Annotated in this window: 13 protein-coding genes; 6 read left to right on the forward strand and 7 right to left on the reverse strand. The window is 45.9% G+C overall.

Going from position 1 to position 14,244, the window contains the following annotated elements:
* The first annotated feature begins 94 nt into the window (after window positions 1–94).
* The 5 genes from LZZ85_RS14445 to LZZ85_RS14465 all read left to right on the forward strand — a co-directional run bounded on the left by LZZ85_RS14445 (window position 95) and on the right by LZZ85_RS14465 (window position 4,227).
* The gene (locus LZZ85_RS14445) at window positions 95–1,165 is read left to right on the forward strand and encodes a sensor histidine kinase (protein WP_237873318.1); all 1,071 of its coding nucleotides are present in this window, start codon (window positions 95–97) and stop codon (window positions 1,163–1,165) included.
* Entirely contained in the window at window positions 1,162–1,881 is a 720-nt protein-coding gene (locus LZZ85_RS14450; protein ID WP_237873324.1) for a LytR/AlgR family response regulator transcription factor, read from the forward strand. The genes LZZ85_RS14445 and LZZ85_RS14450 overlap by 4 nt, the downstream gene beginning before the upstream one ends.
* A gap of 398 nt (window positions 1,882–2,279) precedes the next feature.
* The gene (locus LZZ85_RS14455) at window positions 2,280–2,906 is read left to right on the forward strand and encodes a DUF4136 domain-containing protein (RefSeq protein WP_237873326.1); all 627 of its coding nucleotides are present in this window, start codon (window positions 2,280–2,282) and stop codon (window positions 2,904–2,906) included.
* Between the two features lie 16 nt (window positions 2,907–2,922).
* A complete protein-coding gene (locus LZZ85_RS14460; protein ID WP_237873328.1) occupies window positions 2,923–3,546 on the forward strand; it encodes an outer membrane beta-barrel protein in 624 nt (207 codons plus the stop codon).
* 90 nt (window positions 3,547–3,636) lie between these two features.
* On the forward strand, window positions 3,637–4,227 hold the full coding sequence (locus LZZ85_RS14465; protein WP_237873331.1) for a 5'-methylthioadenosine/S-adenosylhomocysteine nucleosidase family protein: 591 nt from the start codon (window positions 3,637–3,639) through the stop codon (window positions 4,225–4,227).
* Here the strand turns inward: LZZ85_RS14465 and LZZ85_RS14470 are convergent.
* The 7 genes from LZZ85_RS14470 to LZZ85_RS14500 form a co-directional block, all read right to left on the reverse strand.
* Window positions 4,224–4,952 carry a DUF481 domain-containing protein gene (locus tag LZZ85_RS14470; protein ID WP_237873333.1) on the reverse strand — a complete coding sequence of 243 codons (729 nt, stop codon included), beginning with the start codon at window positions 4,950–4,952 and terminating at the stop codon, window positions 4,224–4,226. The two genes, LZZ85_RS14465 and LZZ85_RS14470, sit on opposite strands and share 4 nt — an antisense overlap.
* A gap of 151 nt (window positions 4,953–5,103) precedes the next feature.
* Window positions 5,104–5,532, reverse strand: a complete 429-nt coding sequence (locus tag LZZ85_RS14475; protein ID WP_237873335.1) for an SRPBCC family protein — start codon at window positions 5,530–5,532, stop codon at window positions 5,104–5,106.
* A gap of 153 nt (window positions 5,533–5,685) precedes the next feature.
* The gene (locus LZZ85_RS14480) at window positions 5,686–6,390 is read right to left on the reverse strand and encodes a hypothetical protein (protein WP_237873336.1); all 705 of its coding nucleotides are present in this window, start codon (window positions 6,388–6,390) and stop codon (window positions 5,686–5,688) included.
* 190 nt (window positions 6,391–6,580) lie between these two features.
* Complete coding sequence (locus LZZ85_RS14485) at window positions 6,581–7,402, reverse strand: alpha/beta hydrolase (RefSeq protein WP_237873338.1); 822 nt, start codon at window positions 7,400–7,402, stop codon at window positions 6,581–6,583.
* Between the two features lie 129 nt (window positions 7,403–7,531).
* The gene (locus tag LZZ85_RS14490) at window positions 7,532–8,923 is read right to left on the reverse strand and encodes a sigma-54-dependent transcriptional regulator (protein ID WP_237873340.1); all 1,392 of its coding nucleotides are present in this window, start codon (window positions 8,921–8,923) and stop codon (window positions 7,532–7,534) included.
* Window positions 8,924–9,201: 278 nt separating this feature from the next.
* Window positions 9,202–10,083: an AraC family transcriptional regulator gene (locus LZZ85_RS14495; RefSeq protein WP_237873341.1), complete on the reverse strand. Its 882-nt coding sequence runs from the start codon at window positions 10,081–10,083 to the stop codon at window positions 9,202–9,204.
* A gap of 404 nt (window positions 10,084–10,487) precedes the next feature.
* The gene (locus LZZ85_RS14500; protein WP_237873343.1) at window positions 10,488–11,273 is read right to left on the reverse strand and encodes a hypothetical protein; all 786 of its coding nucleotides are present in this window, start codon (window positions 11,271–11,273) and stop codon (window positions 10,488–10,490) included.
* 225 nt (window positions 11,274–11,498) lie between these two features.
* Here LZZ85_RS14500 and treY point away from each other — a divergent pair, with 225 nt between their 5' ends.
* Window positions 11,499–14,159, forward strand: coding sequence for a malto-oligosyltrehalose synthase (gene treY, locus LZZ85_RS14505; protein WP_237873348.1), 2,661 nt, complete (start codon window positions 11,499–11,501; stop codon window positions 14,157–14,159).
* The last annotated feature ends 85 nt before the right edge of the window (window positions 14,160–14,244 follow it).

Here is a 14,244-nt window from a genome sequence, read left to right on the forward strand (position 1 = left end):
GATCGATCAGCGGTCAGCGGTCAGCGGACAACGGTCAATCCTCATCTAACAAATACAATTATCGTGGCTGTATTTCCCTAATTTTATCAGCGTTATGCAAACATCCCGTTTCAAACTATATAAGCTGCTCCTGATAAACCTCGGAATATATTTAGTTTTTTTCATCATTACTATTTTTGTATCCAGTAAGATCGGTAAAACAGACATCAAGCCATTCTACCTTCGCAAGAATTACGTGATCATAACAGTGTTGGGCATTGCCTTCCACACCTTCTACCTTTATTACTCGATGAACAGGCTTTACGTGCTGCTCGTTCTGCGGAAACGCTTCCTGCACTTTGCAGGCACCCTCAGCATAATGGCACTATCATATACGGCTTACCTGACCCTAAGTGATCTGCTCTCCAACGGTTTTGAAGAAGCCATGAAACAAAAACTGACACCGCGGGTGATCATTCTGTCGTATGTGATCAGTTTCGTACTGTTCTCCGCCGTTACATTCTTTATCACTTATATAGTTTATTTGCTGGATGAAAAGAAGCAAAGGGCTATACTGGAAAAACAAAAAACAGAACTGGAAATAGAAAAAGCACACGCCAACCTGAACTTCCTGAAGGCACAGATCAATCCTCACTTTCTGCACAATACGCTGAACTACCTGTATGCAAAATCCATCCCTTACTCAGCTGAATTATCAGAAGGGATCTTAACGCTCAGTGAGATCATGCGGTATGCATTGACAGATAACCTTCCGAAAGATGGAAAGGCTTTGTTAAAGGACGAGATCGAACACGTACGCAATGTGATCCGCATTAACCAGCTTCGGTTCAGCAATAATCTGAAAGTAGACCTCGAAGTCAAAGGCGTGATCAACGGAGCCCGTATCATTCCGTTTGTATTGATCACCATTGTTGAGAACGCATTCAAACACGGAGATATAAAAAGCAATGAACACCCCGTACGGTTCGCCCTGGAATTAAATAACGGAAGCCTTCACTTTTACGCGCGCAACAAAAAGAAGACAGGACCGAAAGAGATCTCCACCGGCATCGGACTGGACAATATCAAGAAAAGGCTGGAACTTGCCTACAACAATAATTATGTGCTGGACATCCAGGATGAACAGGATTTTTACACAACACGGCTAAGCATTTATCAATTATGATCAATTGTATTATTGTAGATGACGAGCAGCATGCCATAGACATCCTGCAACATTATACACAACAGGTACCGATGCTGAACCTGGTGGCGGCGACCACCAATCCTATTGAAGCATTACAGGTCATTGCCACCCAGCCTGTGGATCTGGTGTTTCTCGATATACAAATGCCGGAGATCTCCGGGATCGATTTTATTAAGGCTCTTGGAGGCAAAACACGTGTAATACTCACAACAGCATACAGCGAATTCGCCCTTGAAGGATACGAACTCGATGTCGTGGATTATCTCCTCAAACCCGTAAGACTCCCCCGCTTCTTAGCCGCCGTACAAAAAGCCGCTAAAAGCCTGAATGAAACCATAGCCGACAAGCCAAAAGAAGAAGAGGAAGAAGATTATATTTTTGTCAAAACGGAACTCAAAGGAAAGCTGCTGAAGATCAACCTTGCCGATATCGACTATATAGAAGGAATGAAAAACTATGTAGGCATCTCCTGCGCCGGAAAAAAAACCCTCGTTAATACAAGCATGAAAGAAATGGAAGAACGCCTGCCTGAACGGCAGTTCATGCGCGTGCACAAATCATTTATCATCGCTGTAGACAGGATCTCAGGCATTGAAGGGAACAGGATCTTATTAAAAAATGTAAGCGCAGAGATCCTGATCGGTGAGAATTATAAGGCGATCCTGATGGAACGGGTGAAGGGAAGGATCATTTAAATTCAATGTCGGTTAGTCAAGAGATCATCCTGCAATAGCTCGATGGCCGATGACCGATGACCGATGGCCGATGGCCGCATTTGGATGGAAGCGATTGCTGCTAGTTGGTATAGGCTATTCACACAAGTAGGTAAATGTATTTTCGGACAACGGCCGCACAATAACCTGTATCGGCTGGCAGCAATAGATTCAATCCCGACGCTTCATCGCCCCTCGTCCATCGGATGAATTTCCCCGGAAATGCTTACCTAAACGTCATTGGATTTTAATCGTATTCTAATCCCCGGAATAAACAAAAACACATCACCCCCATTTACAATTCATTATTCCGATTTAGTATTTCCCTTACATAAACGGGCATTGTGTTTGGATTGTTTTATGTATAAAACAATCAAGCAATGAAAAGACTATTGCCCGGCATCGCAGTGATGCTACTGATCATGACCGGTTGTGCGAAAGAGCCTCTCGACAATCTATCCTCCGATGAAGCCCGTCTGTATATCACTAACCGGAATGACAGCGTTTCATTTTCTTCCTACGGCACTTTCAGGATCACTGATTCTGTGGCCGTTATAAGTAATAACCAACTTCAGGAATATGCCCGCACCGCATATGACGCTCAATTGATCGAAGCTGTCGCAAACCAGCTTACCCAGAAGGGATATACCCGCGTGCAGGCCGGCACTACACCTGACATCGGTATCACCATCAACCGCGTGTACAACGATTACTCCGGCGTGATCAGCTACCCTGATTACTGGGGCGGATTTGGCGGCTACTGGGATCCATTTTACTGGGGATATCCTGGGTATGGGTATTATTTTCCCGGCATCATTGGCACCTATACCGTCACAGACGGAGCTGTATCGATCGATATGTTTGATGTGAAAAACGCCGCAGCCAATAATAATCTCCGCTTTGTCTGGAATGGTCTGATCCGCGGCTCAGGAACATTTGTACAGGGAAATATCAATTCCAGCGTACAGGCACTGTTCGATCAGTCTCCTTATTTAACACGCAACTAATTTAATTTTATCAATCATGCGATCATATAAAATAATCATGCTGTCCGCACTCCTGCTCACCGTCGCCGGAAGCTATGCTCAAAAAGGTGAGTTCAGGGGAACTGCCAGCTATTCCGCTGCCATGCCACTTGGTAGTTTCAAGGAAAACGTTGTTTCGAAAACATCATTCCGTGGAGTCGACATCAATTTACTGTATGGAATAAGCGATAAAGTATCCGTTGGCTTCACAACAGGCTACCAGGACTTTTATGAAAAATATCCCAGACAGGTCTATAAGCTTTCTGATGGAAGCGATGTATCCGCAGTGATCTCGAATTCCGTACAACAGATCCCGTTACTGGCTACAGCGCGTTATAATTTCATGACCGAAGGAGCTATCCGTCCATATGCATTAGCAGGTATCGGCGGTAATCTTGTGCTCAACAGGCAATTTCTGGGAGAATACACAAATGACAACACCAGCCGGTTTGCATTATCAGCAAGACCGGAGCTTGGGGTGTTTATTCCTTTCGGTAAAGAATCTGAAACAGGAATTAATGTTGGCGCCTATTACAACTACGTACGTTACAACAAAGGCGATATCGATAATATGAATTCCGTTGGTATCAGACTGGGCATAGGATTTCCAATGCGTAATTGACCATCTCTAAATCTAATTTGAAGCGGCCCGGGACAAGATCCCGGGCCGCTTTGTTGTTTTAACATGAAGTATATTTGCAAAAACTAAACTTTGAATAACGACCGACAATTTCCCGCAGCCCTGTTAGAGCAGGATCCTCTCTACGTTTTCGCCCTGGAAATGGAGGCTTCAACAGAGTTCTCTCATGCAGATACATTGTTTACCGGCGTGGGAAAACTTCATACTTCCTATAATCTCATTAAACGGATTGAAAAGAAAAGACCTTCGCTCATCATCAATCTCGGATCTGCAGGCAGTAATACCTTTCAGCGTGGAGACGTGATCTGTTGCACCCGCTTCATTCAGCGGGATATGGATGTAACAGCACTCGGGTTTGAAAAATACCAGACACCTTTCTCTGATGATCCCGTGATCCTTGAACATGGTTACCAGCTCCCCCATCTCCCTGCAGGCATCTGCGGCAGTGGCGACAGTTTCGAAATTGATCATCGCGTAACGGAATATGATGTGATCGACATGGAAGCATTTACCATAGCCTGGATTGCACACCGGGAAAACATTCCCTTGCTTTGCCTGAAGTATATTTCCGACGGAGCCGATGGAAAAGCTGCTGAGCACTGGCAGGAAGCTGTGAAGAATGCAGCTCAGGCATTGAAAAAAGCGTTAACAGAGATCCGCTAAAAATAAGTTTCAGCAGTCAACCCAAAATTGATCAGCAGGTTATCCCGGCCCGTCCGTGAAAACCTGTTGTAGTTTACCGCTGTCGTAATACCCAGCCACTTCCTCAATTTCAATGTCAGGCTGTTCGTTGAACGAATGATATAGTCATCAAACCTGGAAAGCGAAGGCTGCCAGAAATGTCCTCCATCGAGCACGATCAGGTCCTTCACTACAATATGATATTTAACACGAAATGAATTACGGAATGTCTGGTAGACGTCTTTCCCCTGGTTCGGCAATTCGAGATCATTCGTTTCATACAGGACCCCGTCACTAACAACCAGTTCAAGATCTTTTTTATTGAAGATATTATAGCCAAGTCCCACACCTGCCTGCGCCTGGTAGTTGATCTTCAGAGAGTAACTGGAAGTAAAAGTCGCAAGTCCCCAATAATATAACTTCTGTGTGTTCTTCAGCACATCGAAATTCAATCCCGAAGAAAAATCATTATTGGTAAGATTTACGCCCTGGCGCCCATAGATCCAGGTATTGGTACTGTTCAGCGTAACCGCCTTTCTGTTGATCGTAAAGGAAACTCCATTATTGAACACATAAGATCTTCCGTCATTGGTCTTATTGAAGATCCCTGTAGCCGCATACTTGAGATGATAATGAGTGCTGTCATTGAACTGAGCAGATGTTTCCGCCACATTGCAGAAGATCATACATACGAGCAACAGCTTCATCAAAAAAAATCTAACCATCAGAACACCCGTCTTTATTTCATAGCGAAGGTACGGCACAAATACCAAACCAGTTTTGAGGATGCTTGTAAACAAAATGCTTTCAGTAGGACCGATCGGTCCGGCTGAAAGCATTCAAAAAAGCAGGTATCACTTAAGCAAGCGACTCAGTGTATTTTTTGAAATTATCAAGGATGGCCTGCCAGCCCTGGCGTTGCATATCAAGTGAATTCTCCGTCTCTGCCTGGAAAGTTTCAACAACTCTTGTCGTATCACCATCCGGAGTAAATACGATCTCGGTTTTACGTCCATCACCCATTGTATATTCGATCAGTGAATGATGCTTTACCACATCATAGACGCCTCCAAAATCGAAGCTGAAGCTTCCGTCCTTCGCCGCCATCGTTGTGGAAAAACTACCGCCCTCGCGAAGATCATTCTCCGCTGCCGGTGCATGCCAGTCGGGAGATGCCGCACACCATTGCTTGATGTGCTCCGGTTCATTCCATGACTCCCATACTTTTGCTACAGGAGCGTTAACAACGGTTTCTACAGTAATGAAGTTCTTTGTTGCGGTTGACATAAATTCTCAGTTAAATGGTTATTGTTGTTTGACAATGCAAACATACGACCGCCACAGAAAATGGACGCGGTGTGGTAGTGACTTTGAGCGGGGCGTTTACGACCTGAGGGCGGTTTGGAAGGTGAGGAAGGTTTGAAAGATTCCTCACCTCCGTCACCTCCCCAACCTGAAAGAAACACTCCCCGTAATAGAATTAAAATCTCCCTTACTCCAGGATAATGCTTTTTGTTCGCCTCCGTTTAACGGGTAAAGGATCTCCTGTATCATCATCTTTTCAAAACCCCAGTTATAGGAAGAAGACAGGCCCAGGTATACTCTTTTCCCAACACGGCATTCGACCGTCATCCCGGCCTGTGCTAATGAAAATACGTTGGTAGGATAGCGATATTCATAAGCGTAATGGATCGTCACGTTTCCATTTTCATCCGTAGATTCAGACCAGGAAACACCCCGGTCATATTTACCCGTAACATTTATAACCAAGCCTCCATACGGCCTTATAGCTATTCTGTTTTTCAGAAATTCAAATCTGCCACCAACACGGAACGGGACTTGTGCAAACCTTCTTCCCGCGCCACCGGATGAACCTTCCGCGTCAATACGCTGAATGCGTTCGCTGTATTGGCGCGTATAAATTCCGGACTCAATATACAAATGCCTGCGAAGCATTTTTCCAACCGTTAAACCAAAGTATCCGGAACCTGCATCTTCCGGCGAACGGAATGTTTTTCCCGGATCATCCATTTTATAATGATCATCAGACCATCCCGTTTCAACGCTCATAAAAAAACCGGATTGAGAGAAAACATCCTGCAAAGAAGTCAGGAACAGCAGGAGCAACAGGAAAATGCGTGGCATAAGCGGTAGTATATAAAACAAAATACAATACCCTTTGTAAACAAATTGGCCAAAATGTATCAATTGTGTTTTAGGGAAGATAGACTGCGGCTCACTGCCTCACATACGGATTCTCAAAAAAGGAAAGCCCGTTTTTCAACGGGCCCGGTTAATGGCTATGGTTAATACATGCTTATTTGAAATCGCGTTCCTAATGTTGTTCCAGCCAGGCCAGTATCTGGTCCGCATCCTCGATCCAGGTGGAGGCCATGGGCGCAAAGTGATTCCTGTCCGTCAACACAAGATCAACTGTCGAATAAAGATTTTTATACCGTTTGAAATTCTTTTTTACCTGTGAGGCAGAAACATATTGATCCCGTCTTCCCGCAAGCAATAATAATGGGCGATGCGCTATCGAAAAATCCAACACAACCGCCGATGTCAACACTCCGCGCATCACCCGTTTCGTTTCAGGAATGACCAGCTCATAATAAGCATCCTTCTGTTCATCCAGTGTCATCCCATTTGTAAATATCTTCTGCCACTTCCGGAACGAAAGCAGATATGTTCTGTCTGTTGCCGGGCAGTAACCAAGCGTACTAAAATGCATACAGAGGAATCTTAATTTCCGGATGATCGTATCTGCCGGCGGAACAGGATGAATAGCGATAGCAGCAGCAGTAAGCCCCCTGTTCAGTAATATTTGTGCGATCAACCCACCAAAAGAATGTCCTATCACGATCGGCTTCTCCGGCAACTGGCTTACAACAGCGGTGAAGTGGCCGATCACATCATTGAACGTAACAGCCGCAAGCGCAGGATCCGGCTGGTGCCCCCGCAATGTTTCCGCATCTGCATTCTTGCCAGGCCATGGCGGTGCGATAGCCGTATAGCCCTTCTCTTCAAAATAACAAAGCCAGTTGTCCCAGCAGCTATGACTGATAAATGCACCGGTAATAAACACCACTGTCCCAGACCCGATCGTTCTCATTGACTGATTCCATTTCACCTGTTCAACAACAATGCTGAACATGCTTTACAAAGCTATTCCAAAGGAAAACTGCAGGCAAGGTCAGGATCAACTGCTGTATTGTATATTTCCGGCTAACAGAAAGTATAAAAAAACCGGCACGCGCCGGTTGATAAAGGATCAGGACAATGATCAGTATTTTGATTTATCTATCCCAAGTTTTTTGATCCTTGAGTTAAGGGTAGACACATTCATTCCAAGCATTTCCGCTGCACCACCTTTGCCGAAGATCTTGCCATTACAAAGATCCAGCACCGCTTTGATATGCTCACGTTCATTCTCTTCGATCGTCTTTACTTTATAGGTAGCCTGTTGATCCTCCGCCGACCCGGGCAGGATCACATGATTGATCGTTTGTCCCTCACAAAGTAATACAGCCGTTTCCATCGTGTGCTCAAGCTCCCGGATATTGCCGGGCCACTCATAACGCATAAAGGAGTCCATGACTTTTGGGCTGATTGACCGGACCGGTCTTCCGGCTTTATTACTGTATACTTCCATGAAATGATACGCCAGGATATGAATATCTTCCTTGCGGTCCCGCAACGCCGGCAGCGTTAGGGGGAACACCCGCAACCGGTAATATAGATCCATTCTGAAACGGCCTTCGGCTACTTCTTTTTCAAGATTCCTGTTCGTCGCTGCAATGATCCGGACATCTATACGAACCGTATTGCTGGCCCCGATGCGTTCTATTTCCCGCTCCTGTAATACTCTTAACAATTTCACCTGCAGATCGGGAGGCATATCACCGATCTCATCAAGGAAGATCGTTCCCTTATCCGCCTGTTCAAACTTCCCGATGCGCCGTTCTGTTGCCCCGGTAAACGCACCACGCTCGTGACCAAAGAGCACCGATTCGATAAGCGTCGCCGGCAGGGCCGCACAGTTGATCTTTACCATTGGTTGTGAAACCCTCCCTGAAAAACGATGGATCAGCTCAGCGATCTTTTCCTTCCCGGTCCCGCTCTCACCGAGTATCAATACAGATGTGTCAGAAGGCGCAACAAGTTTCAGGTGATGCAGCACGGTTTGTAAACGCTGACTGTTTCCTACAATACCAAAAAAGTTCTGACCGGAAGAAACAGTCGCCGCAAGCTTTTGCGGGGCTGGCTGCACGCCCCCCGCTTCCTTACGGATAATTGACTCAAGACTGTGATTGTGCAAATAGCGCGCGACCTCTAAAGTGACCAGTACGTCTTTCTCTTTGAACGGCTTTACGAGAAATCCGTATGGATGGGTTGCTTTCGCCGCATCAAGCGTATCCTTATCAGAGTTAGCCGATAAATAAATAAATGCAATATTCATCTTCCGCAAAATGCGGGCAAGATCAATTCCCGTGGAAGGCCCCTGTAAAAATATGTCCAGCAACACGATCTCCGGACGGTCTTCTTCTATCAGTTGTAGTGCGGCCTCTACCGAACGCGCAATCCCGCAGGATTGATACCCTGCCCGGACAAGGATCATCTCCACATTGTTTGCCTCGATGAACTGATCTTCCACAATAAGGATCTTCTCTTTCATACCTCGGAATGATGATTAACCGGCTGCTCTGCGCGCTTGTTTTTGGGATAATGCGATTAAAACGGAAACAACTTAATGCTTAAAGATAATCGTCATCCCGGTTCCGCGATTGGATTAGATCAGAAATTACAATTAATGTTGTACAATGACCGTTCACCGTCAGCCGGGATTTCATGTTCTGGCAATATCGCCGCAAACGATGCAGGATATCACAAACGCCCGGCACTCATTCCTGGAACTCACTTTCAATGACGTTGAGCTATCATGAATACCTCAACTTAAACATCCGCCGACAACTTCTTAAAGTTGGAAAAATTCATTCCTGAGTTATTCTTAAAAAACTTACTGAAGTGAGCAAGATCCTCAAACCCCAGCGCATAGGCGATCTCTTTCATACTCCTGTCGGAAAAACGCGCAAGTCGCTTTGCCTCCAGCACTATCTGCTGTTGGATATGATGGCTTACTGGAAAACCGGAGATCTTTTTCACAATGCGATTGAGATGACCCGGCGTTACACAAAATTCATGTGCATAATCCGACACCATTTTCCGGGAAGCAAAATGCTTCTTCAGAGAATCCATGAATCTGTTCACCAGATCCTTCTCCGACCCCGTAGAACCAGCCGAATGCTTCTGTTCCATCTTTTGTGACAGATACAGCATGAAGATCCTGAACAAACATTTCAGAATGCCCGACCTCGAATTTCCATGAAGCGTAAATTCCCTTCTCATCTTGACAAGCATATCCTCGGCTTCCATCCGGATCTCATCATCCGTATCCAGAACCATTGCACCTTCCACAACATGACAGCCCGCATGTAAGGGCATCACGGAATCAGGACCCGAAAGATGAAAGAAATCAGGAACCATTGACAGGTAATATCCTTCTATCCATTGGGTAGACTGGAGATGACGGAACTGACCAGGTCTCAGCAGGTAAACCTTACCGGCAGTCAGTTCGATATCCATATGGTCTGCGGTAAGCTGGCCGCGTCCCGACTTGATCCAAATGATCTCGTAGGTCTTCAACCGGATCATCCGGTTACGATTGTGTTGAAAAAACCATTCGAGCGTGTGTATCTCGAATGAAGTGCTTCCCGATGGCGCACCTAACGTTGCGCCGCCAAAGATGCCGTTGAAGGTAATGGTTGCAGATGTCATAAAACGGTTTTGAGTTAACCGATGAAGGCAACCGCTATGCCACGTTTACAACCAAATAACAATCAGACAGATACGACAGAATTATCAAACTTCTTTAGCGAAATATCGCTAAAAGCAAAACAGGTTAACGATATTTCGTTAACTGAATTACGTTGTTTAGTTAAGAGATCTTCGTTCAGTTGCACGATGGCCGATGACCGATGGCCGATGGCCGATGGCCGAGCTTCGCGCTTCGATAGCATCTTAGCGGTTATCGATGGCCGATGACCGATGGCCGATGGCCGAGCTTCGCGCTTTGATAGTATCTTATAGAATCTGTACTTGCTAAAAGAGACCCTCCATACAGGAAGATTTCTTTTTATTTATTAGTATTCAGCCTTTGTATTTCGGCCATCGGCCATCGATCATCGGCCATCGATCATCTCTACCAGCGCTCCGATCATCTCCTCCTGAATTTCAAACTGGCCCGTTTCCGCCTCAACATTCACATACTTTTTCTTTTTCAATCCATAGTAGACACTCAGCGAACCATCGTCTGTCGCACGTTTTGAATGCTGCAACACCACATTGTAGCCCGCAGCTTTTAACTTCCTGAACAATGAAGCATCTGTCGTAAGAAAAAAATTATCCGCATCATGCTGTGACGTTGCATACACCTGTGATGCTTCCCGCCGGAGATCACCGCTTTTATCATAACTATCTACTGAAAGATCACCGTCTTCGTTATTATGAACGGCGATCACAACCGAAGCCGATGATGTTAACTTCGATTTCATAAATGCCGCAAACTTTCTCACAGACCGAATGGCTGCAGGTGTCACCCGGCCACTCAGTTTAGCGAGAGTTTTGCGTATCCCTGCCTCTGTAAAGATCCTGTTCGGATCAAACCTGAACAGCCTGCCCTCCTGCCGGAATGAAATAAGCCGTTCATTCCCATTCTCTATATGCACAAGCATTCCGCCAGAGAGTGACAACACTTTGTGCGCCGCCTCAATGGCGGTGATTTCATTATGATGCAGGTTGACGATCACCCGCTTTCCTGAAGATCCGTACCGATAGGTCTTAACGGCGATCTTCGTATCACCCACCTGGCACCAGCCCGTTGTTTCCACGGGCTCTATCGCTCCCGGCTGCGAAACAGCAGGAAACGAACAACCTAGCAGCACGATAAGAATTTTTATCCAGATCATTTTCGTTACTATAAATATGGTTCGCAAAGCCGGCACCCGGCATCGTTCAGCGGGCAGTTTTCTATGTGTATCCTTTTCCCAGTATGAGCAAACATCTTCCTCCATTGCAAGGACTGGTCACATTGAAAACGCATATTTTTCACTTTATCACGAAAAATCATTCCATTCATCGCGCCTCCGCTGATTATGGCAGGCTAATTGGCTAAATACGGGAAAAAGACTGGCATGATCCTACCATCGAGCACGTATCGCATACAATTCAATCCCCAATTTACGTTCAATCATCTCGCCGGCATTCTCGATTATCTCGAAGATCTTGGCATCACAGGCATTTACGCTTCACCCATTCTGCAACCTGCAAAAGGAAGTTCACATGGGTATGATGGCATCAATCCCGCCGTGATTAACCCGGAACTCGGATCGATGGAAGATCTGGAGCAGCTTTCCGCGCTGATCCGCAGCAAAGGCATGAGCTGGATCCAGGACATCGTTCCCAATCACCTTGCGTTTGACACAAATAACGTCTGGCTGAAAGATGTACTGGAAAGAGGGATCAATTCCTCTTATGCCAGCTACTTTGACATCGACTGGGAGCACCCATTCTACCAGAATAAATTAATGGTTCCCTTTCTCGAAGCACCGCTAGCTGAATGCCTGCAGCAGGGAAAGATCAGACTTACATTCCGGGATGAAGGCTTTTTCATTTCCTATTATGAGAACCATTATCCTGTTAATATAGAAACCTATCCCCTTATTCTTTCAGGCTGTGTTGATGAAGACGGCAACCATATCAATGCATCCATCAATGGCCTGATCAACAACAACCGGCTGCCTGTTGAACACTGGACCAGGATGAAAGCTGCGCTCCTGGCGGAGCTCGAAGAACCGGCATTACTTGAAAAGATCCGCCATAAGATCGATTCCATCAACGCAGATCTTGCTGTACTCCAACAGGTGATCTCAACGCAGCACTATGTTTTTTGCCATCATATAGAATCGCATACGCAGGTCAACTACCGACGGTTCTTCAATGTGAATGGCCTGATCTGCCTTCGCATCGAAGACGACCAGGTATTTGAAGACTATCATCGATTCATACTAAGTCTTTACGAAAAAGGATATATCCAGGGATTGCGGATCGATCATATTGACGGGTTAAAAGATCCCCGCGCATATATCGATAAGCTGCGCTCCGTTTTCGGAAAAGACTGCTATATCATCGTTGAAAAGATCCTGGATGTAAAAGAAGAATTGCCCCCTTCATTCGACATACAGGGAACAAGCGGCTATGAATTCCTATCCTACACCAATCAACTGATCACCGATAACCGCGGCTCGGATCTCCTGCTGAAGTTTTACCAGGAAATGGTTCCCGGGTATAGCGACTATGACGCTATGGTATTTGAAAATAAACTTTCAAACCTGGAAAGCTATCTTAACGGAGAATGGGATAATCTCTTGCGTATGCTGCTTTCGCTCAACCTTGTGGAAGATGAAGAGATCAAGATCACGCGGCTTAAGATGGCACTGGGAGTATTTATGGCCGCATTCCCCGTTTACAGATCTTATATCGACTCACTTCCTGTCTCTGACCGTGATCATGAACTGATCACCACGGCATTTGCCACTGCCCACGAAAGACACCCCGCGCTTGAATATGAACTCCGCGTATTGCGCGACCTGTTCCAACCGGATGAAGACACGTTAAAAACAGCCAACAGGTTGCTCTTTGTACAGCGCCTGATGCAATTCACCGGTCCGCTTGCGGCAAAAGGCGTGGAAGACACCACGTTCTATCGCTATAATGCATTGATATCTCACAATGAAGTGGGCGATGAACCCTGCGTATTAGGAATAGACATCAAAACGTTTCATGACAAGATGATCCAGCGCCAGATAAAAAACCCGCTATCATTCAATTGCACTTCCACGCACGATACAAAGCGCGGGGAGGACAACCGGATCCGGATCAATATCCTGAGCGAAGTACCGGAAGAGTGGAAAAAACTCGTTACAGAATGGCGGAAGATCAACGAAGCATTCAAAGAAGAAGTGAGCGGCACCAAAGCTCCCATCCTCAATGATGAGTACTTTATCTACCAGGCCATCGTCGGCGGCTTTCCTGAAGATCTGGAGGTCACCGATACATTCCGGGAAAGAACAAAAAGATATTTTACTAAAGCGTTGCGTGAAGGAAAACTCATGAGCGATCATATCAATCCGAATATCGCCTACGAAGAAGCCTGCTCCCGCTTCATAGATCACCTGTTAAATCCTGAGCATTCCTTCCTGCCTTCACTGATGCCGTTCGTAGCAACGATCATCCGCTACGCAAACCTTTATACAATGGTACAGGTGATCGTGAAAACAACCGCGCCGGGCATACCCGATATCTATCAGGGTTGTGAGTTATGGGACCTGAGTTACGTTGATCCCGATAACCGCCGCCCCGTCGATTATGAATTGCGCAGAAGACTACTGAACGAACTGAATCAGAAAGAACAGGAAGATCCACAGGAATTGCTCGACTGGGCAAATGAGCACTACCTGATAGGTACACAAAAAATGTTTGTAACAAAAGAGATCCTCGAGTTACGAAAAAAACATCCGGTCCTTTTTACGCAAGGAGAGTATATACCCGTTTACCCCGAACAAAATGAGCGGAACATGATCGCGTTCTTAAGACATCATGAATCAAAGTGGGCATTGATCGTTCTGCCACTTGCCATTGCCGCAGAGCCGGAGATTACGGCGGTGATCCAACTGCCGGAGGGCGCTCCGCAACGCTGGAAGAATATTTTTACAGGCGAGCTGGTCAGCGGAACCAGACATGAGGTGGTGGACTTGCTGGATATATTTCCGGTGGCAGTTTTTGAATCAGAATGATCGGAGCGATTGTCCTTCCGATTGACAAAGGGACACATAAAAACGCCAGGTAAACGCAAAGACGATCTCTACATTCTTTGCAGTT

Origin of the sequence: Terrimonas ginsenosidimutans (assembly GCF_022012415.1) — a bacterium.
Taxonomy (GTDB): Bacteria; Bacteroidota; Bacteroidia; order Chitinophagales; family Chitinophagaceae; genus Terrimonas_A; species Terrimonas_A ginsenosidimutans.

Coding starts and splice junctions, on each gene's coding strand:
- LZZ85_RS14470 (WP_237873333.1), bottom strand. CDS start 4,952: ATGAAGCTGTTGCTCGTATGTATGATCTTCTGCAATGTGGCGGAAACA.
- LZZ85_RS14475 (WP_237873335.1), bottom strand. CDS start 5,532: ATGTCAACCGCAACAAAGAACTTCATTACTGTAGAAACCGTTGTTAAC.
- LZZ85_RS14450 (WP_237873324.1), top strand. CDS start 1,162: ATGATCAATTGTATTATTGTAGATGACGAGCAGCATGCCATAGACATC.
- LZZ85_RS14490 (WP_237873340.1), bottom strand. CDS start 8,923: ATGAAAGAGAAGATCCTTATTGTGGAAGATCAGTTCATCGAGGCAAAC.
- LZZ85_RS14485 (WP_237873338.1), bottom strand. CDS start 7,402: ATGTTCAGCATTGTTGTTGAACAGGTGAAATGGAATCAGTCAATGAGA.
- treY (WP_237873348.1), top strand. CDS start 11,499: ATGATCCTACCATCGAGCACGTATCGCATACAATTCAATCCCCAATTT.
- LZZ85_RS14495 (WP_237873341.1), bottom strand. CDS start 10,083: ATGACATCTGCAACCATTACCTTCAACGGCATCTTTGGCGGCGCAACG.
- LZZ85_RS14500 (WP_237873343.1), bottom strand. CDS start 11,273: ATGATCTGGATAAAAATTCTTATCGTGCTGCTAGGTTGTTCGTTTCCT.
- LZZ85_RS14460 (WP_237873328.1), top strand. CDS start 2,923: ATGCGATCATATAAAATAATCATGCTGTCCGCACTCCTGCTCACCGTC.
- LZZ85_RS14455 (WP_237873326.1), top strand. CDS start 2,280: ATGAAAAGACTATTGCCCGGCATCGCAGTGATGCTACTGATCATGACC.
- LZZ85_RS14445 (WP_237873318.1), top strand. CDS start 95: ATGCAAACATCCCGTTTCAAACTATATAAGCTGCTCCTGATAAACCTC.
- LZZ85_RS14480 (WP_237873336.1), bottom strand. CDS start 6,390: ATGCCACGCATTTTCCTGTTGCTCCTGCTGTTCCTGACTTCTTTGCAG.